The organism is Desulfotignum phosphitoxidans DSM 13687, from assembly GCF_000350545.1.
Classification (GTDB): Bacteria; Desulfobacterota; Desulfobacteria; order Desulfobacterales; family Desulfobacteraceae; genus Desulfotignum; species Desulfotignum phosphitoxidans.
This window is the reverse complement of sequence record NZ_APJX01000009.1, coordinates 31768-57030: the sequence shown is the minus strand read 5'-3', so window position 1 is coordinate 57030 and position 25263 is coordinate 31768. Positions and strand designations below refer to the sequence as shown.

Annotated in this window: 24 protein-coding genes and 1 pseudogene; 16 read left to right on the top strand and 9 right to left on the bottom strand. The window is 49.8% G+C overall.

Going from position 1 to position 25263, the window contains the following annotated elements:
• Nucleotide 1: 1 nt before the first annotated feature.
• The 8 genes from DPO_RS17725 (at nt 2) to DPO_RS17690 (ending at nt 8439) form a co-directional block, all read left to right on the top strand.
• Nucleotides 2-850, top strand: a complete 849-nt coding sequence (locus DPO_RS17725) for an ABC transporter ATP-binding protein (protein WP_006967644.1) — start codon at nt 2-4, stop codon at nt 848-850.
• Nucleotides 847-1944: an ABC transporter substrate-binding protein gene (locus DPO_RS17720; protein WP_006967639.1), complete on the top strand. Its 1098-nt coding sequence runs from the start codon at nt 847-849 to the stop codon at nt 1942-1944. The genes DPO_RS17725 and DPO_RS17720 overlap by 4 nt, the downstream gene beginning before the upstream one ends.
• Nucleotides 1945-1954: 10 nt before the next feature.
• A complete protein-coding gene (locus tag DPO_RS17715; protein ID WP_006967637.1) occupies nt 1955-3208 on the top strand; it encodes a purple acid phosphatase family protein in 1254 nt (417 codons plus the stop codon).
• Between the two features lie 194 nt (nt 3209-3402).
• Nucleotides 3403-4839 carry a radical SAM protein gene (locus DPO_RS17710; RefSeq protein ID WP_006967636.1) on the top strand — a complete coding sequence of 479 codons (1437 nt, stop codon included), beginning with the start codon at nt 3403-3405 and terminating at the stop codon, nt 4837-4839.
• A gap of 264 nt (nt 4840-5103) precedes the next feature.
• Nucleotides 5104-6111 carry a DUF3089 domain-containing protein gene (locus DPO_RS17705; RefSeq protein ID WP_006967634.1) on the top strand — a complete coding sequence of 336 codons (1008 nt, stop codon included), beginning with the start codon at nt 5104-5106 and terminating at the stop codon, nt 6109-6111.
• A gap of 169 nt (nt 6112-6280) precedes the next feature.
• Nucleotides 6281-6496: a hypothetical protein gene (locus tag DPO_RS17700; RefSeq protein ID WP_006967633.1), complete on the top strand. Its 216-nt coding sequence runs from the start codon at nt 6281-6283 to the stop codon at nt 6494-6496.
• A 23-nt stretch (nt 6497-6519) separates the two neighbouring features.
• The gene (locus DPO_RS17695) at nt 6520-7347 is read left to right on the top strand and encodes an amino acid kinase family protein (RefSeq protein ID WP_006967632.1); all 828 of its coding nucleotides are present in this window, start codon (nt 6520-6522) and stop codon (nt 7345-7347) included.
• A 498-nt stretch (nt 7348-7845) separates the two neighbouring features.
• Nucleotides 7846-8439: a serine hydrolase domain-containing protein gene (locus tag DPO_RS17690; protein WP_006967630.1), complete on the top strand. Its 594-nt coding sequence runs from the start codon at nt 7846-7848 to the stop codon at nt 8437-8439.
• 189 nt (nt 8440-8628) lie between these two features.
• Here DPO_RS17690 and DPO_RS17685 read toward each other — a convergent pair.
• A pseudogene (locus tag DPO_RS17685) lies at nt 8629-10110 on the bottom strand (ISNCY family transposase).
• Between the two features lie 188 nt (nt 10111-10298).
• On the opposite strand from DPO_RS17685, the gene DPO_RS17675 reads away from it, so the two are divergent.
• The 3 genes from DPO_RS17675 to DPO_RS17665 all read left to right on the top strand — a co-directional run bounded on the left by DPO_RS17675 (nt 10299) and on the right by DPO_RS17665 (nt 12050).
• Nucleotides 10299-10910 (top strand): serine hydrolase domain-containing protein, encoded by a 612-nt coding sequence (locus DPO_RS17675; RefSeq protein WP_051069396.1) that lies wholly within the window; start codon nt 10299-10301, stop codon nt 10908-10910.
• Between the two features lie 174 nt (nt 10911-11084).
• Entirely contained in the window at nt 11085-11687 is a 603-nt protein-coding gene (locus DPO_RS17670) for a GNAT family N-acetyltransferase (protein ID WP_006967626.1), read from the top strand.
• A gap of 165 nt (nt 11688-11852) precedes the next feature.
• Nucleotides 11853-12050, top strand: a complete 198-nt coding sequence (locus DPO_RS17665) for a hypothetical protein (protein ID WP_040012046.1) — start codon at nt 11853-11855, stop codon at nt 12048-12050.
• A 193-nt stretch (nt 12051-12243) separates the two neighbouring features.
• On the opposite strand, the gene DPO_RS17660 is transcribed toward DPO_RS17665, so the two are convergent.
• Complete coding sequence (locus tag DPO_RS17660) at nt 12244-13248, bottom strand: BMP family lipoprotein (protein WP_006967625.1); 1005 nt, start codon at nt 13246-13248, stop codon at nt 12244-12246.
• A gap of 390 nt (nt 13249-13638) precedes the next feature.
• On the opposite strand from DPO_RS17660, the gene DPO_RS17655 reads away from it, so the two are divergent.
• Nucleotides 13639-13956: a hypothetical protein gene (locus DPO_RS17655; RefSeq protein WP_006967624.1), complete on the top strand. Its 318-nt coding sequence runs from the start codon at nt 13639-13641 to the stop codon at nt 13954-13956.
• Nucleotides 13957-14011: 55 nt separating this feature from the next.
• On the opposite strand, the gene DPO_RS17650 is transcribed toward DPO_RS17655, so the two are convergent.
• Genes DPO_RS17650 through wtpA form a run of 3 tightly spaced genes read right to left on the bottom strand, consistent with a single transcriptional unit; the run spans nt 14012 to nt 16847 of the window.
• A complete protein-coding gene (locus DPO_RS17650) occupies nt 14012-15055 on the bottom strand; it encodes an ABC transporter ATP-binding protein (protein WP_006967623.1) in 1044 nt (347 codons plus the stop codon).
• Between the two features lie 3 nt (nt 15056-15058).
• Nucleotides 15059-15838, bottom strand: a complete 780-nt coding sequence (locus DPO_RS17645; protein WP_051069401.1) for an ABC transporter permease — start codon at nt 15836-15838, stop codon at nt 15059-15061.
• A 13-nt stretch (nt 15839-15851) separates the two neighbouring features.
• Nucleotides 15852-16847 carry a tungstate ABC transporter substrate-binding protein WtpA gene (gene wtpA / locus DPO_RS17640; protein WP_006967621.1) on the bottom strand — a complete coding sequence of 332 codons (996 nt, stop codon included), beginning with the start codon at nt 16845-16847 and terminating at the stop codon, nt 15852-15854.
• Between the two features lie 335 nt (nt 16848-17182).
• Here wtpA and DPO_RS25260 point away from each other — a divergent pair, with 335 nt between their 5' ends.
• The gene (locus DPO_RS25260) at nt 17183-17353 is read left to right on the top strand and encodes a DUF2080 family transposase-associated protein (RefSeq protein WP_152427726.1); all 171 of its coding nucleotides are present in this window, start codon (nt 17183-17185) and stop codon (nt 17351-17353) included.
• Nucleotides 17354-17402: 49 nt separating this feature from the next.
• Nucleotides 17403-18200 (top strand): Rossmann-like domain-containing protein, encoded by a 798-nt coding sequence (locus DPO_RS17635; RefSeq protein ID WP_006967619.1) that lies wholly within the window; start codon nt 17403-17405, stop codon nt 18198-18200.
• Nucleotides 18201-18227: 27 nt separating this feature from the next.
• Here DPO_RS17635 and DPO_RS17630 read toward each other — a convergent pair whose 3' ends face one another.
• A complete protein-coding gene (locus tag DPO_RS17630; protein ID WP_006967618.1) occupies nt 18228-19124 on the bottom strand; it encodes a LysR family transcriptional regulator in 897 nt (298 codons plus the stop codon).
• A gap of 132 nt (nt 19125-19256) precedes the next feature.
• On the opposite strand from DPO_RS17630, the gene amaB reads away from it, so the two are divergent.
• Both amaB and pruA read left to right on the top strand, forming a co-directional pair.
• Nucleotides 19257-20819 (top strand): L-piperidine-6-carboxylate dehydrogenase, encoded by a 1563-nt coding sequence (amaB, locus tag DPO_RS17625; protein ID WP_006967617.1) that lies wholly within the window; start codon nt 19257-19259, stop codon nt 20817-20819.
• Complete coding sequence (gene pruA, locus DPO_RS17620; protein ID WP_006967616.1) at nt 20816-22465, top strand: L-glutamate gamma-semialdehyde dehydrogenase; 1650 nt, start codon at nt 20816-20818, stop codon at nt 22463-22465. The genes amaB and pruA overlap by 4 nt, the downstream gene beginning before the upstream one ends.
• A 13-nt stretch (nt 22466-22478) precedes the next feature.
• On the opposite strand, the gene DPO_RS17615 is transcribed toward pruA, so the two are convergent.
• From DPO_RS17615 to DPO_RS24100, 3 genes are all read right to left on the bottom strand, one after another.
• Nucleotides 22479-22904, bottom strand: a complete 426-nt coding sequence (locus DPO_RS17615; RefSeq protein ID WP_006967615.1) for a hypothetical protein — start codon at nt 22902-22904, stop codon at nt 22479-22481.
• Between the two features lie 223 nt (nt 22905-23127).
• A complete protein-coding gene (locus tag DPO_RS17610) occupies nt 23128-23760 on the bottom strand; it encodes a response regulator (protein WP_006967614.1) in 633 nt (210 codons plus the stop codon).
• A complete protein-coding gene (locus DPO_RS24100; protein WP_006967613.1) occupies nt 23757-25061 on the bottom strand; it encodes a PAS domain-containing sensor histidine kinase in 1305 nt (434 codons plus the stop codon). Before DPO_RS24100 ends, DPO_RS17610 begins: the two co-directional genes overlap by 4 nt.
• Between the last annotated feature and the right edge of the window lie 202 nt (nt 25062-25263).

Below are 25263 nucleotides of genomic sequence, written 5' to 3'. Positions count from 1 at the left end.
GATGGCAGCTGATCAAGCCCTGACATTGATTGAAATGAAAAACGCGGCGTTTTCTTTCGGCCGGATACCGGTTTTCCGGCAGGTGAATTTGAAAATTGCCAGGGGCGAGGTGTTCTGCCTGCTGGGGCCCAACGGATGCGGGAAAACCACCCTGATCGACTGTATGCTGGGTATTCACACTTTGAACAAAGGCCGCCTGTGCTTGATGGGGCAATCCCGGCCCCGGCACTCTCCCAAAGAAACCGCCCGGGTCATGGCCTATGTGCCCCAGAAGCATGATCGGCATTTTTCATTTTCCGTGCTGGACCTGCTGCTGCTGGGAAGAACCCCCTATACCGCTTTTTATGCCTCACCGGGAAAACCGGACATTGAAAAAGCCAAAAAAATTCTGGAACTGTTCGGGCTGTCCCACCTTATGCACCGGGACTATACCCGGTTGAGCGGGGGAGAGACCCAGCTGGTGATGATCATGAGGGCTCTGATTCAGGAGACGCCGGTGATCGTCATGGACGAACCCACGTCTCACCTGGATTTCCGGTATGAACTCATCGTTCTGGAAACCCTGGCCCGCTTGATCCGGGAGCGCCGGATCACTCTGGTGATGGCCACCCATTTTCCCAACCATGCCTTTTATTTTGAAAATGCCGGCATTCCGGTCAATGTGGCATTTATGGGAAATCAGAGCGTGAAGCCGTCGGGCACGCCTTCCAGGGCGCTGACACAGGAAAACCTGGCCCGGTTCTACCACATCGAGACTTTGGTGATGACCCATACCCTGCCGGGAAAAGGACCGATCAAACAGATTATCCCAATTAAAACCCTGGACCTTGAAACGGACGGATCTGCATGAAAAAACTTACCCTGAATCGGATATGGATGCTCGTTTTCCTGCTGCTGCCGGTTGCGGTGGCAGAGGCCGGCCCGGCAGCCGGAACCGATTTTGTCACAACAGAAGATAAGGCTGTGACGGTCACGGACTTTTTCGGCCGGACCCTGACACTGGATCGGCCGGCCGATCGGTTCGCCTGTCTGTACGCATTCACCGGACATGTGGTCACGCTTCTGGGCAGGGGCCGTGATATGGTGGCGGTGGTGGACGGGCTGAAAAAAGACCGGCTGATCCGGCAGCGGATGCCGGGTATCGATGCTTTGCCCATCCCTGCCAAAGGCGGCGTCATTCATATAGAAACCCTGTTGAAGGCGGACCCGGATATGGTATTTCTCAAACCGGAAACCGCAGCGGCGGAAGCGGAAACCCGGAAACTGGAACGATTCGGACTGCCATATTTTGTGGCGGGGTACCGCAACATGGAAGAACAGATGACCACCATCGAGATGATGGGAAAAATCTGCGGCCGGTATGATGCGGCCCGGGCCTATACCGAGTATTACCGGAACATGATCCATACCGTGACGCAACGCACCGGCAAAATACCGGAAAATCAGCGGGTACGGCTGTATCATTCGGTCAATGAAGCCCTCAGAACCGATGCCCCCGGAACCATTGAAGCGGACTGGACCCGGGCGGCCGGGGTTGTCAACGTATCTGTGGGAGACCGGCTGCATGCCAGGGGAGACAAATTTTTTGCCGGCATGGAACAGATTCTGATCTGGAACCCGGAGGTGATCATCGTAAACGAGGCCGAGGTGGATCAAGAGATTTTGCAGGACAAAAAATGGGGTGCCGTCAAAGCGGTCCGGGAAAAAAACGTGTTTCCCATCCCTGTGGGCATTTCCCGGTGGGGGCATCCCGGCAGCCTGGAAACACCCCTGGCCATTCTGTGGACCGCCAAAACCGTTTATCCGGAGCTGTTTTCCGACATTGATCTTGAAACAGAGATCAAACAATTTTACCATCGATTTTTTGATCTGGTTCTGACAGATGAGATGGTGCAAAACATTTTGAGCAACCAGGGGATGCGTCAGGCTTTGGACACCCGGTAAAGGAGGACAAATGAAACGATTTGAAAACATACCCCTGAGACGGATCATCGCAGCATGGTTTCTGATGCTGGTTTTCACAGGTCCGGGATTTACAGACACCCCGGCGGCAGCAGATTCCTTTCCGGAACGGATCGTCCTGAATCTCACCCAGACCCCTCACCTGTCCCAGGCGGTCACGTGGCGGTCCGAAGAAAAAGGCAAAATCCCGGCCGCTCAGATTGTGCCGGTATCCCATTTGCTGGAGGCGGAATCCCATGCGGTCACAGTCAAGGCGGATACCTGCCAGATAGAAATTGATGAATCACTGGATGTGTTTCATCAATCCGTGGTGTTTGAATCACTGGTTCCGGGCACGGAATATGCCTACCGGGTCGGGAATGATCCGCACTGGAGCGAATGGAGTCGGTTCAAAACCGCATCCGGCCGGAATGACCCGTTCCGGTTTGTTTTTTTCGGTGATATCCAGGAACAGGTCGCGGCCCTGGGATCCCAGCTGTTCCGGTTGGCCGTTATGGCAGTGCCGGATGCGGCATTCTGGCTGTTTGCCGGTGACATGATGGACAATGGACCGGATGACCGGGAATGGGCCGGGTTTTTTGAGGCGGTTTCCTGGATGCCGAAAACCTTTCCCATGCTGCCGGTGCCGGGGAATCATGAATATCCGGATCCCCGGATCATCCCGAGAGATGAACGACGGATCACCCCGCTGTGGCGGCCCCATTTCACGTTGCCGGACAACGGCCCGCCAGGTCTTGAGGAAACTGTGTATTGGCTTTCTTACCAGGGGGTGTGCTTCATCATTCTCAACGGCAATGAGCCGATGGATGCCCAGGCTGAATGGCTGGAAACCGTCTTGTCCCGGAACACCGCCGACTGGACCATTGTTGCCATCCATCAAACGGTCTATCCCATTTCTACCCGCCGGCATGACACCACCATCCAGGAAATACTTGTGCCGATTTTTGACCGGTATGCCGTGGACCTGGTGCTCCAGGGCCATGACCATGGATACGCCCGCACCAAAGCCTTAAAAAACCACCAGCCCGTGACCGGCAATGAAAAAGGGACGGTGTACATCATTTCCAACAGCGGGCCCAAGTTTTATCCGGTCAGTGACCGGTATGATCATCTCATGGCCAGAACCGGGTCAAAAGAAATGCTGTTTCATACCATTGACGTGGATGAAACCACACTGCGGTTCACCGCGTTTGATCTGATGCAGCAGCCCGTGGATGAGGTGGTGATTCACAAAAATATCCCATAAATCAGACATTGTTTTTCCTTTTTTTCTGATACAGGTCCTGGGGTGTCTGGTTTTTGTCTGTACGCCATCTGCACGCCAGAGAGAAATATTTATCTATCCATCTGTTTTTTTAAGATATTCTATGTCTTTGTCCGGTGCGGCATACATTGTGCTAATGAGGACAACCTTTACCTGAAACAAAGGTTGACACACCCATGGCAAAAATGGATATGGCCGGCACCATCCAAAGAATCAAAAACGAGTATGCAGATGCCTATGACACCATGACCTGGCTGTCCCCGGAATCGGCGGACGCGGCATCCCGGGTCCGGGAAAATCTGTTAACACAAATTTTTGAACACCCGGGCAAAGGGCCGGAATGGCGGTTTGCCCAAACCAAGCTGTTGACCCACGGCATTTCACCGGGATGCAATTTCTGCGGCAACGGAGACTGGTCCTGCCTGTTCATCAACGGCATATGCAATGCCCGGTGTTTTTACTGTCCGTCCACCCAGAATCAAAAAGGGCTGCCCATGACCAGTTCCCTGGAGTTCAAAACCCCCAATGATTATGTGGATTATGTCAGGGCCTTTGGAATCCGGGCCGTGAGTTTCAGCGGCGGGGAGCCCCTCATGACCTTTGAACGGGTGGTGCAGTATCTCAAGGCCCTGCGGGCGAAGATCACGGATCCTCTGTATATATGGATGTACACCAACGGTCTGCTGGTGACCGAAGACAAACTGAAAATCCTGGCAGATAACGGCCTGGATGAAATCCGGTTTGACATCAGTGCCAACCATTACCGCCTGGATGCCCTGAAAAAAGCGATAGGCATCATTCCCTGTGTTACCGTGGAGATCCCGGCCATCCCGGAAGATCTGGAAAACACCCGGCAGGTGATCCGCCAGTTGTATGATGAAGGGGTGAATTTTCTGAATCTTCACCAGCTCAGATGTACGCCGTTTAATCTGCCAAAGTTGATCCAGCGGGGATATACGTTTGTGCACGGCCCCAAAGTCACGGTCCTGGAGACCGAGCTGACCGCCCTGGAACTGATGCGGTATACTTTGGAAAATAACATCGCTTTGCCCATCAATTATTGTTCCTTTGCCTTCCGCCACCGGTTTCAGCGGGCCGGGGCACTTACCCGCAACGCCCTGCGGGTCAAGTTGCCGCATCAGGATATCACGGCCACCGGACATATCCGGACCCTGGGGATCACCGGGGAAAAACCGGCCATTCTGGCGATCCATCACCAGCTTCTGTCACAAGCCAAAGACACTGATCTCTGGCAGCTGGCCAAAACCTACGACCAGCTGTTCTTCGCTGCAAGTCTCTGGCCCTGTATCGATTTTTCCGGTGTTACCCTGACGGTTGCCTACACGGCCACCTCCCTGAAATCATCCGTGTCCTTCAGACATTCTTTCAAAGAAATTCCTTTGAACCGCAAAAAAAAGGTGGTGATTGAAAAATATCCGGCCCACCCGGGTATCCGGATGCAGGGAGACCGGATACAGGAATTTGCCCGCCGTTTTATTCACCCTCAATCAGGCAGCCCCGCAGACACGACAGGTGATTACCCGGCGGAAGATCTGTTTGCTGAAGTCAAGGGATTAGAGCGGATGACCTCCGGTCTGGCCCCCTATTTCTGAGAGACGGCTTGACAGTCTGCAAGGACCGTCACAAGTCTGTCATAAACAGATCCGAATGGCCGCCGGTTTTTTTACAAAATTGTAAGTAAATGCTGATCTGGTTTATTTACTCTATTTTAAAATTCGAAAAAAGTTGGGTATTCAGATATCAATGTGATAAACATTTCTGCACGGCTTTCATTTTAGATAATATACAGATAATTTTTCATATAGGGTATGCTGAATCACACATGAGCTTGTTAGAATTGGAAAGGAAAGACACACATGAATTATCAACACATAAAAAAATTGGGAATGTATAAGCAGGCAATGAAAAGACATTTGATATTGCTCTCCTTGATTTTAATGGCATTGATGTGTTGGGGATGCGGAACAATTCCTCAATCCACAATCGATCCTGGAGGGAAAATCTCTCAGGCCCCGGATTACCAGAAGGCCTCTTCCTGGGTAATCCAAACCCCAACACCGGACAATCCGATAGATGTTTTTTATGTGTATCCAACGATTTATGCCGACGACTCACCCGCAAACATGGATATAAATAATGCGGTGTTGAGGCGTGCGGCCGAGAATCTTATTGATACCCAGGCCAGCGTGTATTCAGAAAGTGCAAATGTTTTTGCCCCCTACTACCGGCAGATGTCATTTGCCAAGCTGGATCCTGAAAAAGACATGTATAAAAACCAATATTTTCTAATCGGATATTCGGATGTCTCACGTGCTTTTGACTATTTCCTCAAAAATCTGAATCAGGGACGTCCTTTTATTCTTGCCGGTCACAGTCAGGGGTCGATGGTTCTGATTCAACTGATGCGGGAGCAATTTAAAAGACCGGGTTTACAGAACCAGTTGGTGGCTGCATATTTAATCGGATATTCGATAACGCCAGAGGACTTTGCAGCTTATCCCTGGATGAAGCCCGCAACGCTAGCGACCGATACCGGCGTAATTATTTCATTTAATACTCAGGCGCCAAGGGCAACTGGTTCTCCTGTATTACTGCCAGGCGCATTTTGTATTAATCCGCTGAACTGGGCAACGGATGAAACACCGGCAGATAAGCTTTTGAATCTTGGCACCGTCTTTTTCAATACCACCACCGGCCACATTGAACGAGAGATGCCACACTACGCAGGTGCCCGTGTAGATAAAAAAAAACAGGTGCCCTGGTCACCATCCTGCCTGAAAAGCTGGACATTGGCGCGTTCCCCCCGGGGGTATATCATAAATTTGATTACTCACTCTGGTATTGCAACCTTAAGGCAAATGTAAAAACCCGCTGCAAACACTATTTTGAGAACAATGAAGATAGATAGATTTTCAAACAAGACTCTTGCACCCGCCATATCCGGACAGAGAGGAATGGATTTGTGGTTGAATTCTGATGAAAAATACATAAATTAATGGGTAATTAAAAACTTAAAAAATGGAGGGATGGGGTATGCCGGGAAAAATTTTTTACAGAGAACGAAGAAATGTGCAGGATGGAGAGAAAAAGCCCCGGTTCCGGGTCGTGGCGGTTCTGGACTGCAACTTGAAAGTCTATTCAGACCATTTGCGGCTCAGCGAACTGACCCACCTTGCCGAGGAAACCGGTGCGGAACTGGTTCATCTGAGAAAAGGATCTAAACAAGAGGGCACTTCCGACAAACAATAAATTTCCATGAAAGGCGGACGATTATGGCACTGGTAAGAGACAAGGACGGCAAACGGCTGCATGTCAAAAGCCGGCTCATGGGCGAGAGCCTGGTCAGCAAAACGTTTCTGGATCAACTGGAAGTCGCGCCCCAGCAGCGGCTGTATCCGGATGTGGCGATCCTGAAAATCGGGGGCCAGTCCATCTGTGACCGGGGCGTGAAAGCCCTGCCGGCCATACTCAAGGAAATCGTGGCCAACCGGACCTCCCATAAAATGTTGATCACCACGGGCGGCGGCACCCGGAGCCGGCACATTTACACCATTGGACTGGAAATGGGGATGCCCACAGGGGTGATCGCCCGTTTCGGCAGCATGATCTCGGATCAGAATGCCCTGATGATCGCCACCCTGCTGTCTCCCTGGGGCGGGATCAAGATTTCCCACAGCGATATCGTCAAACTGCCCACCTATTTTGCGGAAGGCATCATTCCGGTGATGCACGGGATGCCGCCCTATGACTATTTTGCCATCAAGCCGGAAAAAGGCCGGATTCCCACCCATCGCACCGATGTGGGCCTGGTGATTTTAGGGGACCTGATCGGGGCCAGACGAATCCTGTTTGTCAAGGATGAGGACGGGCTGTATACCGAAGACCCGAAAAAGAACCCGGATGCCGAATTCATTCCCGACATCACGGTGGCGGAACTGATGGAAAAAGACCAGGATGACCTGGTCATCGAGCGCCCCTGCCTGGAAATCATCAAAAACAGCGAGGTGATCGAACAGGTCCAGGTGATCAACGGAATGAAGGAAGGCAACATCACCAAAGCCCTGGCCGGCGAACATGTGGGAACCATCATCCGCAAATAGGCCGGCAAACCGGACGGGTGGTTACCCGGCGGATGATCTGCTTGCTGAAGTCAAGGGATTCGAGCGGGTGAACCCGGGTCTGGCCCCCTATTTCTGAGAGACGGCACGACAGTCTGCAAGGACCATCACACGTCTGTCATAAACAGATCCGAATAGCTGCCGGTTTTCCATAAAATTACTGTCGTTGAGCAAATGTAAGAAAATCGCAGAACAAAAATAATAATTGTCAGGGATCTTCTGGATCGCTGAAACATATGTATGGCTGGATAAATTCATGTAATGGGAATGAAATTTATGCCGGCGTGTTTTGCCGACACGATAAATACAGTTGAGGCCAGAAGGAATTCATGATAGGGCAAGAATGGTTGAGTTTTCATGGGATTAAGCTTTGTTGCAAAATGTAAAAAAATGCAGAATATTTAAGATAAACTTCGCATCATTTTTGAAGAACTTGTTTGGAGACCCAAGTATTTTAAAGAGGTTGATAACGAATAATTTATGAAAAACACTATCTACAAATTAGCAGCACTTCTAGCTTTAAGTATCTTCTCTTGCCACCCCCTGAACATGGAAGTCCCCACAGAGACATGTAGCTCTTCTTATAAAATAAATAAAAGCCACCCAAAAGCCGAAAAGCTACAAGCAAAGTTAGAGGAGATAGTAGCACTTGATATACCTGGTGCAGTCATCGCCATAAAAGATAGTTCTGGCATTTGGGCTGCTGCTGCTGGTTACGCCAAAACAGAAAAGAGCGTACCTATGGAACTCTGCCATTTACAATTTGGACAAAGCGTGGCAAAAACTTACATGGCTACGGCTATTTTATTGCTGTACCAAGAAGGCAAAATTGATCTTGATGCAACGATTGACACCTATTTGCCAGATACACTTATTCAACATATTGGAAATACCCAACAAGCAACAGTCCGAATGCTATTGAACCATACATCAGGTATAGCAGAATATACCAGTCAACCCGATTTTATAGATTTTTACCTGCGGAATCCATTGCATCAGTTCGAGCCGATGGAGTTTTTGCCTTACATAAGCAATAAGCCTGTTTATTTCAAACCCTCTGAAGGATATAAGTAGTGGCTGACCGGAAACCCCTATTTTAGGATTTTCCGAGGCCGATGCCTGACATAATTTCCAATTAATGTTTTTCCTGCTATCACAAACCTGGCAAAGTGCTTCAATATTTGTCGTTTTTTAACGACTTTCCCATTTTTTGGACACACCTGTAGTGTTTGACGTGCTACTTTTTGATGCGACGGCCTTTTTTTACGCGGCTTTTCGCTGTTCAGACCGTTGCAGCTGCTTCAGCCTTTTTTGTTGTATATGATGACCCATAATCTGGAGATTTCTTGCCAGAACAGACAGACCTACATATCTTTTAAATCCTTGAATGCCATGATCCGGGCATCTGTCCAGACCATGATTTTCCAACCCGTTTATGGCCGATTCCACCGCTGAATGTTTTCTTTTTAAACGAATAAAATCGTCTGCTGTTTCTTCTTCAAATTCAGCCTTGTTGCATCTGCCTTTTTTCGGGAGCACCAAAATGCTCAATGTATCCTTCAGGTCCTTTTTGTTACCAGGTGTATAAAACCCTTTATCAAAACTGCATCCCTTGAGACCAGAAAATTTGTTTTGGGCCGACGTTACCATTGCAACGGCCACTTTATCATCGGTTTCTTGCTCCATCACCCGGTGGTGCAGGATAAACCCATACTGGTCTTCCAGGATGCATACCCGCAGTCCCAATTCTTGGGGAACACCGGCTTTGCCTTTTGAAATCCATTCTGTATGGGGTTCGAAAATTGAAAAAATCTTGTCTTTATGTGGGATCTTTTCATCCTGCAAAACCCGGCGTTTTATCAGGCCAATTTGCCAAAGCGCATAATTGATGTATGTTTGCAACTCTTCCACTCGGGCTTCATTCATAATATCGGAGGACTCCGTCATTTCAATGGTCAATTCCGCTTTTGAAATGTATTTTTCAGCAAGTTCAATATAAGCTTTGTGTGCATCCATGATCTGCCGGGCTCTTTTGGCCTTTTTCTTTTCATCCGCGGATGTGGAATGTTTCAATCGCTGAACTATCCGATACAGCCGTTTAAATTTTTTGATATTATATGCTGATTGCCGCCACATACTCGTTCCAATGCCCTGGCTGATAATAGCGGCAATTTGAATCATTTTTCGGACTGCATCAAAAAGCAGGTTGATGTCTGTGGGAAAATGAACATCGGTTTCAACAACGAATGAATCACACCGTCCCATCAACACCTCTTCGTCCGAAGTTTTTTTTTCATCAGAAGTTTATGACCTTCTTGTACAACCAGGGTGTTGATTTTATCAAGAATGTCAGGTGTCAGAAGCCTGACATTATCTTTTAAGGTCTGGAGCGGATAGGTTATGTCATCGTCCATCATGCCATGACCCAGCATCTGCCTCAATGTTCTGTGGTTGTTCACCATCTCCCGGAGTTTATCGTAATCCCAATTGCAATTGAGCCGTATGGTGCCCATCACAAGAATTTTCCACAGGTCCATTCCCGGACGTCCATTTTTTGGAGTCGGTGTCTTCCGGAATCACATTTTTGAGGATGACAAAAACTTTTTCTCGAAGTTCTTGATCGCAATAGATATGCTGGAGCCCCAAAAGTAGCTTGGGAATTTCATCCCTGGCTCTCATGTCAAGTTTGATTTGGTCGATAGGGGTCTGCCCGAATGTCATTTGTGGTTCAAAAATTTTACGCAAAACAACCTCGAAGTTTTGTTGGGGTGTTGAAATTTGAACTGCTTTCTATGACTCTCATTTTTTAAAATCTCTTTAATTATTAATTGGTTATATTAACATAGTAATCAGTTAAAATCAACAAGTAATTCAATTTCAAGTAAAGATTTCAAACAAATTTTAGCCATTATACCCATGAAAAACGTGGGGTTTTGAGTTTTCGGTCACACACTAAGTATGTGAACAGTAACTACTTGTTACTTGCTCTCATTGCCGATGAAATAACAGGCGATCACAAAAAATACATTCAAGAAGAAATCTTGAAAAAACACGGTTTCAATCATACGTTTTACCACACCGCTGGATTTATGGAACTTCCAAAATTGGTCAATGGCTATTGGCATAAATATGGAAACGGTAAAGTAGAAAACTGTTCAAAAATGCATCGTGCGCTGGTGGGAACCTCCATTGGAGATGACGGGATCATTGCCACACCACTCGATTATCTCAGTTTTATAGAAAAACTAATGATGAACCAAATTCTCTCGGAAACTACCACCGCAGAAATGCTCAATTTTATTCAAAAAAAACCTAACGAACCCAACGGTTCCGGCTTAGGTGTGCATCAAACTTTTTACGATGGAAAACCTGAAATAGGACATACTGGCGCTGGCGTAGGTGCCAGCTGTGCTTTGGGGTATTTTCCGGATAGCGACACCTATTATTTTATAGGCTATAATCTAGGAACGGCTTACAAACCAGCATTTGAAAAGGACTATAAAAAAATACGAAATGAGGTTTTTAAACTATTGCTTGAAGAATGAATATGAACGTATTAATCAATGAAGAACATTTACAAAGTGAATAGATGATTAAATTCAATAATAGTAAACAAATAACAATAAACAAGCAACATAGATTAGATAGTCATGAAAAGCAACCTTTGCTTTTTTCATTAGTACACTTAATCTTATGTTATGCCTAATGAGACAAAGACCATGGGCGATGAGATCACTATCCAGCAGGGATTTCCAGACGAGTTACGTTCATCGGCAGCCGAGTTGTACGACGCAGCGTTTGGAGCCAAGCTCGCAATCGCCATGCCCAACCCGATCTCACGAACGGCAGTCCTAAAGGCGGCCTTCAATCCAGAGTTTTCCTTCGTCGCAATACGTGATGGTGAAATGGTTGGAATCGCCGGCTTCAAGACGGCGCAAGGATCTCTGACGGGCGGGATTTTATTTCGTGTGTTGAAGGAGGAGATTGGGTACTGGGGTGCAATTCGTGCCGTCCTCGTTCTATCGCTGCTTGAACGAAAACAGGTCGCGAGCCAATTGCTTATGGATGGAATAGGCGTTTCGTCCAAGATGCGTGGCAGGGGCATTGGCACCAAGCTTTTGCATAGTCTCGTAGAGTATGCAAAAAAAGAAGGATATCAGTCGGTTCGTCTTGATGTCATAGACACAAATCTGGCAGCTCGGCGCTTGTATGAACGTGTCGGCTTTGTACCTGTGAAGACCGAGAATTTCGCCTACTTAAATTGGCTGCTTGGTTTTGGGGCAGCTACACAGATGGTGTACAGCCTGAATGGTGGGGCATAAACAGCGCTTCAGCCGACGGCTTATAGCTGCGGCTGAGCTTTGCATTACCCACATTCCCTGCTCAAGTATTATTATCATCAAAAAGTTTCAGACTTGTATTGCTTGAAGAATACCAATAGTATTCAAAACTCGATATGATCAATAATCAGGCCGTTTTTCTGCCAGGTGAAAGCGGCAGAAAAAGCCATCGGGCCAAAACAATTGACGGAAGAAGAGGCAAGGGAGGTAATCCGTGACCATTTGGCGGAAATGGCAGCATTGCCAAATCCGCCAAATACCGATTTAAAAAAAGGCATCCTGGGTGTGACCAGCCGGTATGTGATTGTCCTGGACCAAAAATATTTGAAAGGGAGTAAAAAGTGAAATCAGCCAACACTGCAGGCTGGAAATTCACGGACGTAAAGGTTGGAGAAAACAGGAATGCCGGACAAAGAAGGCCTCTTCATTGTCGTCAGTGTCGATTAACCAGCAGGCAATGACCTTCAGGCCGGTCAGAACAGACTTCTCCAATGCTGGGCCTGATTTTCAAATTCAAGCCAATGTAACTCCCTGACCGCTATTTAATGAAAGCCTCATAGGTTTCCCGGGTGGACGGGACCACCAGTGCACCGCTTTTAATTTTGCGGATCAGGTCATCTGTTTCATCCAGAACCGTCCTGGGGACATGCCTGTCAGAGGTCGGGGCAATGCCGACTCCGTCATTGGAAAAATTGTACACAACGGTTTGGCCGCCTTGGAATTCACCGGCAGCCAATTTTTTCACCATGTCAATAAGGGCATGGTCCACCCGCTTCATGGCAGATGTCAGCACATGGTCCGGGGCCAGAAAATTCTGGTCCTTGTCCACCCCGATGACCCACCTGTTTTTTTCCCGGGCCGCTTCAATCACCCCGTCCCCCACGCTGCCCGAAGCATGAAAAACAATATCGGCACCCTCTTGATACATACGACTGGCAATGATTTTACCCTTAGCGGCGTCTGTAAAGGATTTTGCATATTCGGACATGATGTCGCACGCTGGATTGGCAAGTTTCACTCCGGCCATGTAGCCGTATTCAAATTTTTCGATCAGCGGGAACTTGATGCCGCCGACAAACCCGACCTTATTGGTACGGGTCATTTTTCCGGCAATGTATCCCACCAGAAAAGAGGGTTGTTCTTCCTGAAAGACCACACAACCGACATTTAAAGGGGTGTCCGGACCATATGAAAAATCAATAATGCCATATTTCTGGTCCGGGTTGACCTGCGCGGTTGACAAAATGGCATCCCTCATTGAAAATCCAAGACCCCAAATCAGATCATACCCGGCATCAGTGAGAGTTGCTATATTCAGCCCATAATCTTCATCCTGCCTGGATTCCTTATAGGCAATTTTGACTCCGAGTTCTTTTTGAGCCCGCAGCAGGCCTTCCCATGCTGACTGGTTAAAGGACTGGTCATTGACTCCGCAGACATCCGTGACCATGGCAATTTTCAGGGGTTCAGCCACCGCTGTACTGGTGATGATGTAAATCCCACAAAATAATACCATGATCCAAAAACCCATATTCTTGTTCATATTAAATCTCCTTGCCTGACAAATATTGATAAATTGTTACATTTAGTGAGTCATCTCATTTTTTGTCAACCCCAAAAAAAATTTTTCAGTTCCCGGCATCCGGCTGCTATTTACGTTCGAATATACCACCAACGTCATTGCCCATAATGGTGTCCTGGATAAAGGGGTGTCATTCATCCAGAAGGCTTTTTTCATGGTGGGTATGACAGAAAAGGTGCGTGAAGTTTTGGATATGGCCTCAGTTAAAAGTTAAGGTTTTATTATCCCATGTCTGAAACTTTAAAGGGTCATTTATTTTCGGATACCAGTAGAATTCAAAACCTGATATGGTCGATTTGTTTATAAAGGATCAAAAGAAGCGCTTTCTTGAACCGAGCAGTGGAGCGAAATATGCATAAAATCAATCCCAGTTTCAAAGTGGGCAGTTCTATAAGAGTGAAGGAAGGGATAAAGGACCCGGACTCAGATATGGCTTTGAGCGGTTGGCAAGGCAGAATCTTGGAAATTGGGAAAGACGAAAGTGGTCATCCACAACTTCTCGGTGCATGGGATAGCCAAACGCTCAGAAGCATGCCTCAATCCTACTTGGAACAAAGTGAATTAGAAGGAATGGCTTGGCAGCAGTTTTATCTGGACATTGACGATGTAGAATTTGTACCGATCAGAGATCAGCGAGTATCAGGAAAAGGGAAGACTGCGCCAAGGTGATCGACTAAGCATGAGTTTTTTATGGCTGAAAAATCCTTAAATAATTACCTTGCCCTTAAAAGGTATGGACCGATGCGCTGTGAAATTCAAAAGCAGCGGTTTTACCGATCTCAAGACAAAATTCATTGACAAGATTTCTGGGCCAGACCGCTTCGAACAAAACGCCCTGTACATCTATATGGATGCGTGTGAATACCCCATAAAGGGCGATGTCTGTTATTTTTCCGGTAAAATGGTTTTTACAGACCGGCGGTGTGTCCGTGGGGTGAAATAAAATGTTTTCCGGCCGGATTCCCAAGTGATGGTGGTCCGGGGCCGGCGGGGTTTCGGCAATAATGTCCAGGCCGGTGCCGGCAATTTTCAGGACGTCCCCGTGGCGCTCAAATGCGGCGATGTTTTTCATGCCCACAAACCGGGCCGTGAACCTGGAATCCGGCTTTTCAAACAGGGTCTGGATGCGTCCCTGCTGCATGATTTTACCCTCTCTGATGATGGCGCCCCGGTTGGCCAAATACAGCACCTCCTCAAAATTGTGGGACACCATGATGATGGTCATTTTCAACTCTTTGTGAACTTTTTTCAGCAAAGATCGGGCCTCGTCATGAAACACCGGGTCCAGGGCTGACAGGGGTTCATCCAGCAACAGCACCTTTGGGTTGAGGATCAGGGACCGGGCCAGGGCCACCCGCTGTTTTTCCCCGCCGCTCAAATTATAAGGATACCGGTGTATGATTTTTTCAAGACCCAAAGCGGCAATCAGATAATCGAACCGGTGCCGGGCCTCTTTTTTTGAAATGGGGTGATACCAGGTGCCGTACAGGATGTTTTGGGTGACATTCAGATGCGGAAACAGGGCGAAATCCTGGTAGACCAGGGCCAGTTGCCGGTTTTCCACCGGCACCCGGGTGATGTCCGAGCCCTCGAATACCAGGGAGCCGGAAGTGAACGGCATGATCCCCATGATCCCTTCCAGGAGCAGGGATTTGCCGGACCCGGTGGGACCGATGAGCGCAAAAAAATCATGGGCGTGCACTTCGAGGCAGATATCGGTAAGGGAAAATTCCGGCAGGGTCAGGCCGATGTGTTTGAGCGAGATCATGGGCTACCGGGTGTCCGTGTGAATGGATCTTGTCATCATCCGCAAAAACACGAACAAAACAAAGGAAATCAGGATCAGCCAGACCGCGATGGGCTGGGAGTATTTCAGGCCGAAGGCTGTGAACCGCTCATAGATCATCACCGGCGCCGTCATGGGGTGATAGGCCACAATCACGATGGCACCGAATTCGGAAATGGCCCGGGCCGTGCACATGATGATGCCTAAAATCATGTGCCGCCAGGTCAAGGGAAAAGTGATGCGGGCAAACGTTGTCAGGGCGCCGGCGCCCAGGGTGCGGGAGGCGTTTTCCAGGCGAACCGGCACGCTGTCAAACCCGGATTTCACCGTGTTGATGTAAAACGGCAGCCCCACGAACAGCAGCACACAGACAATACCGGTTTTGGTCCCCATGATCTGAATGCCGGCCTCGGACAGAAACCGGCCGATGGGGTGGTTTCTGCCGGCCAGGCTGAGGATGGCGATGCCGATGACCGGATGGGGGATCATGATGGGCAGATCAATGATCCCTTCCAGCAGTTTTTTGCCTTTCAGATCCTTTCTGGCCAGCAGATACGCCAGCGGGGTGCCCATGACAAAGGCCAGTCCGGCCGCAGCCAGGGACAAAAGGATGGAGCGGGCAATGGCTGCCGCCACATCCCTGTCCAGGATGGTTTCTTTGAGCATGGACAGGGACGGCTGGGTGGTCATGTTGATCAAAGGCAGGGTCAGCAGGAGAATCAGGGGCAGTCCCAGACACAGAAACAGCCATCCCATCCGGTCCATCCGCTTCACGGGATCAGTCCTTTACCTCCACCAGGCCGGCGATTTCGGCCGGCATCTTTTGTGCCATGGCGGGATCCGGAACGATTGGCGGCACCATGGGCGGCTGTCCCATCTGTTCCAGGGTTTTCAGGCCATGATCTTCAGACAGCAGAAACTGCAGGAATGCAACGGCCGCTTCCGGGTTGGGCGCATTTTTGATCATGGTGATGCCGTAGGTGCAGGACTGGCCGGTTTTGGTGATCCAGGTGCCGGGTTTCTTGCCGGTCACTTCCACCTGAGCCTGTTTGTAGAACGCATCGTACTTGTAGTTGCTCAAATTGATGTGATCATCCAGAACAATGTATTTGAGTTCGTGCTGCCGGGCCACGGAAATATATTCCCAGGCATAATCCATGTTGCCGGTTTTCAGCAGGTTCACCAGTTCCACGGATTTGGGCCGGACATTTTTCTGGGGCCGGTTGGCCAGAATTTTGTCATACAATCCCTGGATGCCGTAAAATTTTTCAGCCAGCTGCAGCACCATCAGGCTCCGGTACCCGCAGGGATCCAGGTTGGGATCGGAGTGACCCCAGACCACGCCGTCTTTCTGCAGGATCTCATACCAGTTGTCAGCCGTGATCTGGTCGGCATACCGGCTCTGATCGGTGTAGCACAGCACCAGCTGATTGGTGGCGAACCGCACATTCCAGTCCGCAAACGCCGGGATCAGGTTGTTGTCAATCACTTTGTAGTCCGCAGAGACCATGATGTCCGCGGGTTTGCCGACTTCGGAAATCAACCGGGCCATCTTGGTGCTGCCCCCGGCTTCCCTGAGCACATCCACATCCGGGTATTTTGCTTCGAATTCCTTTTCAATGGCATCAAACGGCACGGTCAGGCTGCCGGCATGGAAAACGATCAGTTTTCCGGACGGACCGGCCGCAACGGTCGCGGGAAAGATGATTCCAATCAACATGAATCCTGACAACAGCAATAACAGATATTCCATTTTTTTTCCGATACGCCTCATAATGAACTCTCCTTTGGTTATTATTGGTTGTTATTATATCTATAAGGTTTATTTTTGCTAAATAATAGCAATTTATATACCCTTGAATACCAAAATTAACATATATTGTATAACAATCTGAATTCCTGGAAAATTCAGCTTACGGGCATTGAATCAGTACGCCAAGTTTTTTTGAAAACCGCATGAATGCAACCCAATGAGGCATCAGGGATGGCCCAAATGCGCCTGTTCGGAAAATCCATTCGTTATGTTTTGATTTACATAACGAATGGATTTTGATAATGTCCGCGTTGTTGTTTTCAACATAAAAGAGGACGGAAAATATGGAAGTGGTAATGAATGAAAAAAAGGGGACGTCTTATGGAAAAAATAACAACGGATCCCCGGTGAAATTCGAGGTATACGGGGATGTTCTCATTGAAAAAATCGTGCGTTCGAACGGTAAAGGCGGCCGGATCTATCTGCCGCCGGACTGGGTGGGAAAAACCATTAAAATCATAAAATAGACAAACATATACAAGCATGATATTTGGATACCCACAAGGAGGAAATATCATGACAACCTTGCAGGAAGAGATCATTGCGGAAGTGACCGCCCGGGCAACCCGTCTGGATGCCGTTCCCGATGTCCGAATGGTGGCCATATCTCTGGGATATACCTTTGTGGAACTGGACAACGGCATCATGGGCGTGTGCTTCACGCCCCGGTCGGACAGCGGGCCCTGTGCCCATTATTCAGGGGCCGGTGCCTTGTCGGAAAAACCGCTGCTGGCGTTGTGTCCGCTGATGCAATCCAGCCACCCCCTGGAACGGAGCGTAGGCGTGGCGGCGGTCAATGCCCTGTCCCATAGCATCATGGCTCAGGATCCGGATCAGTACCGGTTTTCAGAAAAAGATTTTCTGGACCTGCTGCTGTTTGATCCCGATGAATCCAACAAAGTGGGGATGGTGGGCCATATCGGTCCGTTCATCTCGTTTCTGAAAAAACGGGCCGACTCCCTGGTGGTGGTGGATGACAACCCGGATCTGAAGATCGGTGTCATGGAGAAGGGCCCTGTCATCACCCGGGATGTCAACGCCCTGAAAAATGCCGATATCGTGATCATCACCGGGTCTTCCGCTGCGGTGGGCGGGTTTGACGCGGCCCTGGATGCGGCACAATCCGCCCGGTTCATCGGCGTGGTAGGGCCGTCCGCCGGATGGCTGCCCCAGCCCGCGTTCCGGCGGGGGGTTCATGCCGTGGCCGCCACAAAAATCACGGACCTGGTCGGGGCCCGCCGCACCATCCTGGAAGGCGGCGGTACGCCGCAGTTCATTGAGTACGGCCAAAAATATACCCTGATTCCCGGGTGATTGCCGGCTGTCAAGTGTTCTGCCGGGTTACTGGAAAAAATTTTTCAGCGGCGCTAGCCGGGTAAGGTAGGTGATCAACTGCCGGTTTTTTTCAAACCCCATCCGTTCTTTTTTGATGAAAATATGGAAATCGTCCGCCGCAGGCGTGATGTGGGGAAATGGGTCCATGAGAATGCTTTTTTTCAGTTCTTCCATCACCGTGTATTTGGGAACAAATCCGATACCTAAACCGGACACGGCGCCGTTGATAATACCCCGGATATGGTTGATCTGCATCACCTGTTTCAGGCAGTCCCGTTTATCTGAAGGAATGGCCCCCATGAAATTCCGCCACCAGTCAAGATCCTTGTCCATGGAAAGAATCCGCACCCGTGCCAGATCATCCAGACAGGTGATCTGTTTTTTTTGAATGAATTCCGGGGCCGCAATGGTGACATACTGTTCCTGGAACAGATGAATTTTTTCCAGGTTTTCCCCCATGTGCGGTTCACAGTCAATGATCAGGTCCACGGTATCCTGGCGCAGGGGTTCCAGCAGGTGATGGGAGAACAGAAAATCGATGTGAAAGTCGGGAAATTCTTCCAGAAACGCGTTGATATGGTTGATCAGAATGGTGGTGCCGAACTCAACGGTGGCCCCTACGCGGATGGTGAGCGGGGTCTGTTTTTTCAGCCCGGCCAGGTCCTGGTCGGTTTTTTCCAGTTCATAGAATATTTTTTCACAGGACCGGAACAGGATTTTTCCGGCATCGGTCAGGGCCAGGTCTCTGCTCTTTCGGTCAATCAATGATGCATCGATCGACGTTTCCAGTTTTTTGACGGCATGACTGACCGCGCTCTGGGTGATGTGCAGATGGTCCGCGGTTCTGGTGAAATTCCGGATCTTTGCTAACGTGAAAAAGGTTTTGAGGTGATACAGGTCCATACCGTGACTTTAAATCTATACCATTCATGTTAAATATAAATATTATGAATTTTACTATTAGCATGATCGTCATTATAATACAATTATAAGCGAAAAAAAGTCACCGCAACCTTTTGATGATGAGGATGATCCATGGACACACCCACCATTGACAGTATTTTACAGGATCTGGCCATTGAGCCGGTCAATTACGGCGCCACCACCGGTTCGATCCGGGGCCGGATCCATACCCTTGGCAAAGAACTGGTATCGGTTTCACCGATCACAGGGCAACCCATCGCCAGTGTGATACAGGCCCAGGCCCATGATTATGAAGCCGTGGTCAGCCGAGCCCATGCCGCCTTTGAAAGATTCCGGATGATGCCGGCCCCCCGCCGGGGGGAGATTGTCCGGGAGATCGGCAATGCCCTGCGGGAGAAAAAGCAGAGCCTGGGCGCCCTGATCAGCCTGGAGACCGGAAAGATCCGGGCCGAAGGCGAAGGCGAAGTCCAGGAGATGATCGATATCGCGGATTTTGCCGTGGGGTTGAGCCGCCAGCTGTATGGATTGACCATGCACAGTGAAAGGCCGTCCCACCGGATGTATGAACAATGGCATCCGCTGGGGATTGTGGGCATTATCACGGCATTCAATTTCCCGGCCGCGGTCTGGTCATGGAATGCCCTGCTGGCCGTGGTCTGCGGGGATGCGGTTCTGTTCAAGCCCAGTTCCAAGGCCCCGCTCACGGCCATTGCCATCCAGAACATCATCGCCCCGGTGGTGGACAAATATGACATAGACGGGGTGTTCAACCTGGTGATCGGAAACCGGGCCGATGTGGGGGATGCCATGCTCCAGGACAGCCGGATTCCCCTGATCAGCGCCACCGGCAGCACCGCCATGGGCAAGAAAGTGGCCACCACGGTGGCTTCCCGCCTGGGACGGTCCCTGCTGGAGCTGGGGGGCAACAACGCCATCATCGTGACCGAAGACGGTGACCAGGACATGGCTTTGCGGGCCACGCTTTTCGGGGCTGTGGGCACGGCCGGACAGCGGTGCACCTCCACCCGCCGCATTATCATTCATAACAGCATCAAGGAGGCATTCGTCAAAAAACTGGTCCATGCCTACGAGCAGATCAGAATCGGCGATCCCATGGACCCGGATACATTGATGGGACCGTTGATCGACGATACAGCGAAACAGGTGATGATGCAGGCCATTGCGGCGGCCAAAAACCAGGGCGGAACCGTGGTTTACGGCGGTACGTCCCTGACGGTGGAAGGTTTTGAAAACGGCAGTTTTGTCACCCCGGCCATTGTGGAGGCGGAAAACCATTTTCCCATTGTCCAGGAAGAGACCTTTGCCCCGATTCTGTATATCATCGGGTATGACACTTTTGACCAGGCACTGGCCCTGCACAATGACGTGCCCCAGGGACTGTCCAGTGCCGTGTTCACCCGGTCCATCCACTACCAGGAGCAGTTTATGTCCCACAAAGGATCGGACTGCGGCATCGCCAATGTCAATATCGGTACGAGCGGGGCCGAGATCGGCGGCGCGTTCGGCGGTGAAAAGGAAACAGGCGGGGGCCGGGAATCCGGCAGTGATGCCTGGCGGATCTACATGCGCCGCCAGACCAATACCATCAACTGGGGCAACGACCTGCCCCTGGCCCAGGGCATCGTCTTTGACATCAAAGGAGAATCATCATGAGCAACAGTATCTTTCAGTTGCCGGAAATCGATAACGAACCGGTCAAACAGTATGCCCCCGGCAGCCCGGAGCGCAGACAGCTCAGGGCGGAACTGGCCCGCCAGCTGGAAATCGTGCCGGATATCCCTCTGATCATCGGGGGAAAGGAGATCCGGACAGACGACCAGAAAAAGGTGGTCTGCCCCCATGACCATGCAAAAACGCTGGCCGTGTTTTCCAATGCCGGTAAGCAAGAAGTGGACATGGCCATCAAAGCGGCTCTGGATGCGAAAAAGCAGTGGGAAACCACCCCCTGGCAGGATCGGGCCGCCATCTTTCTCAAGGCAGCGGACTTGATTTCCCAAAAATATACGTATCTGCTCAATGCCGCCACCATGCTGGGCCAGTCCAAAAATCCCTTTCAGGCGGAAATCGATGCCACCTGCGAACTGGCGGATTTTTTCCGGTTCAATGCCAAATACATGGCCGGGATTTACGCGGGCCAGCCGGCTTCGGAAAAAGGGGTCTGGAACCGGCTGGAATACCGGGCCCTGGAAGGGTTCGTGTTCGCCCTCACCCCGTTCAATTTCACGGCCATTGCCGGCAACCTTTGCGGGGCCCCGGCCATCATGGGCAATACCGTGGTGTGGAAGCCGGCCTCCACGGCCGTTTTGTCCGGATATTACATCATGCAGATCCTTGCGGAAGCGGGTCTGCCCGACGGGGTGATCAATTTTGTGCCGGGCAAGGGATCGGTGGTGGGAGAGTCCGTGCTTCATCACCCGGAGCTGGCCGGGATCCATTTCACCGGGTCCACAAACGTATTCAAGACCGTTTGGAAAACCATGGGAAATAATATCGATACCTATAAGTCCTATCCCCGAATGGTGGGGGAAACCGGAGGAAAAGACTATATTTTCGTTCACCCGTCGGCCCGGGTGGCACCGGTGGTCACTGCAGCGGTCCGGGGGGCATTTGAATACCAGGGCCAGAAATGCAGTGCCGCCTCCCGGATGTACGTTCCGGCATCTTTGTGGGATGAAGTCACTACCGGCATCAAGTCGGCCGTGGAGCAGATCACGGTAGGCAATGTGACGGAGTTCCGGCATTTCATGAACGCCCTGATTGACGAGGCCGCGTTCGACAATGCCGCCGGATACATCGAGCGGGCCAAAACATCAGATGTGGCGGAAATCCTGGTGGGCGGTAACGCGGACAAATCCAAAGGGTATTTCATCGATCCCACGGTAATCGTGACCACAGACCCGCATTATGAATCCATGACCCGAGAAATTTTCGGTCCGGTCCTGACCCTGTTCAAGTATGAGGACACCGCCATTGACGACGCGGTGGCCCTGGTGGGCAATACTTCCCCCTATGCCCTGACCGGTGCCGTGTTTGCCACCGACCGCCAGGCCATTCATGACCTGACCAACGCCCTGGTCCACACGGCCGGCAATTTTTACATCAATGACAAACCCACCGGCGCGGTGGTAGGGCATCAGCCCTTCGGCGGTGCCCGGGCCAGCGGCACCAATGACAAGGCCGGCAGCATGCTCAACCTGCTGCGCTGGACATCGGTGCGCACCATCAAGGAGAATTTTGTGCCGCCCGAAGAGATTGCCTATCCGTTCATGGGCGTAGATTCCATGGACGAAGATGCATAGGGGGGTGATCCGCTTATTGCTTTCCTGCCGGGATGTTTTCTATCACCATGATATCCTGCGTTCCTGTAAATTCTTCTCCACCAGTTGTGAATCCAATTAATGTCAATGTGTTATATTCACCTATCTTAAGTCCGTCCAATGTTTTTATGTCATCGGAATCGAACTTGGCGACAAAGTTACCCCGGTCATCGGATTTCCACCAAGCGATTTCAACGCCGTTCAGCGTCACAGACGTTCCAGCCACTATACTATAGGCGATGTTGGTATGAACTGTGACGACAGTGCTTTGACTCTGGATATTGATGACATTGGGTGACACATCAATCTCGATGTAGATGTCAAGGGCATGGCATTGGGCAGGCATCTGGAACATAACCAGGGCAAAGGTTATGGCACATAGCACGGGCAGGCAGAGGTTTTTCGCTTTTTTGCGTATCATGGTCTTTTCCTTTCAAAATTTTAATGGGTTTGGACAAATTTTTATGGAATTTACAGTATGGTAAATGTTTTACGTTTTTTTTACGGCCAATGTAAATCAGACGCAGGCTGTTTTTTCTGTAGGACGCATGCTTTCTTTATTGTCAGTGTTTGTCCTACAAAAAAGAGTGTGAAAAATATTTCTGGGAAGTTTTTGGAGGTGCATGCAATATTACAAGCCACAGTCAGGTCACCAGGCCCGTTTTTATGGCATAATAAGTCATTTCAGCGTTGTTTTTCATTCCCATCTTTTTCAGTGCCCGGGTGCGGTTGGTGCTAATGGTTTTTACGCTCAGTGACAGTTCCTCACCGATTTCCTTGACTGTCTTGCCCGAGGCGATCATGATCATCACCTGATATTCCCGGTCAGACAGCAATGTATGATCCTGTTTTTCAGTATCCGGCCCTAAATTTCCAACCAGTTTTTCAGCAAGACCCGCGCTGACATATTTACCCCCTCGAGCCACTTTTTTAATGGCGCCGATCAATTCCTCCGGGGCACTTTCTTTGCTCAGGTACCCGGATGCGCCCGCTTTTATCGCTCTGACTGCATACTGGTCTTCAGGATACATGCTCAATATCAAAACGGGGATTGCCGGTTTTACTATTCTCAATTGTTTCAATGTGTCTATCCCGCCTCTTCCCGGCATGGCAATGTCTAACAGAATCAGATCAAACTCTTTTTTTTGAACAAGGTCCAATACCTGCTGGCCATTGACTGCTTCGTCCAGCACAGCCATTTCAGGCGATTGCGCGACAATCTGTTTAAGCCCTTCACGCACAATTGAATGGTCATCGGCAATAAGAATTTTGATCATTTGTTTTCTCCTTTCCATAGGATTGGAATTGTAAAGATCACCGTCGTTCCGGCGCCGTTTTCTCCGGAGATGACCAGTTTCCCCCCGAGAGAATGGGCACGTTCCCGCATGCCGATGATACCAAATGATTGGGTGGCGGACAGTTGCTTTTTTGAAATCCCTTTGCCGTTGTCGCAAACCATCATCTCGATAACCGTGCCCTTGTTTTTAAGGCTTACCTTGACTCTGGTCGCATCTGCATGACGTGTGATATTGGTCAGGGTTTCCTGAAAAATACGGAAAACAGCGATGGAACGTGCGTCATCCAAGATGATATCCTCCGGATCCAGTTCAATGTCGCATTGAATTCCCGTCCTGTTCATGAATTCGTCCGCCTGCCATTCCATGGCAGACGAAAGACCGAAATCATCAAGAAGGCGCGGGCGTAATTCTGAAACAATCCTTTTTAAGGACTGAACGGTCCTGTCAATGAGCGCGGACATGGTCACTGTTTTTTCCAAAAGTGCTGCTTCAGTTTCCGGCAATTTACGTCGAATCCAGTGGACATCCATTTTCAACGCAGTCAATGCCTGTCCGAGTTCATCATGTATTTCGTGGGCAATCCGCTGCCTTTCCTCTTCTCGGACAACCTGGAGATGGGCGGCAAGGCAGCGTAATTTTTCACGGGATGCCATCACTTCCTTCTCCGACTGTTTCCTTTCGGAGATATCTTTAAAATCTTCAACAATCCCGATAAGGGTTCCGTCAGGCCCTCTGAAAGGGGTTACGGTAATAATACAGGGAATTTTTGTTCCGTCGGTCCGCATCTTTTCTGAATCGATTTCAATTCGGTCTTCATTATTCATAATCCGTTCCATGGGGCAGCCGGGGGTCCCGCAGAGAGGGCCGTGAAGGACTTCAAAACATTTTTTGCCGATTATCCTGTCCCTTGGCATCCCTGAAAGATCCAAAAAGGTCTCGTTGACGCGAAGCACATTGAAATCCCTGTCTACCAGGCGCATGGCATCGGCAGCGGTTTCAAAAATCTGGGTCAGTTCCGTGTTGGCAAGCTTGGCGGTTTTTTCGGCCTTCCAGCGGGAATTGACAATCATTTGGCCGTAGATCCCATAGACGATGAACATGCCCACAATGGTCAAGCGCATCCAGAGTTCGTGGGGTTCCGGACGGAACACCTGCTGAAAAAAACCGCGTTGTTCAAATACAAGGACATGCAAGGCGGATTCAAGAATCCAGAAAATCAACCCGAGCCCGATTCCGATCCACACCAGGCCCGAGCGATTTAAATCAATACGTTTCAACACGACGGTCCCCTTTTTCCTGGTTCTCTGGAAGCCTATGGCCCAAAATGGCGGCGGGTTTTTATTTTACTTTAACACGGGCAAAACAGTTTGGAAATTCTTTCCGTCAATCGGCCATGTTTTATCACCTTGTTTACTGCAATAAGGTTTGACAGAAGACGGGTCTGGACAGAAACGGCTGTTATTCGCTGACCGGTTCTGTTAA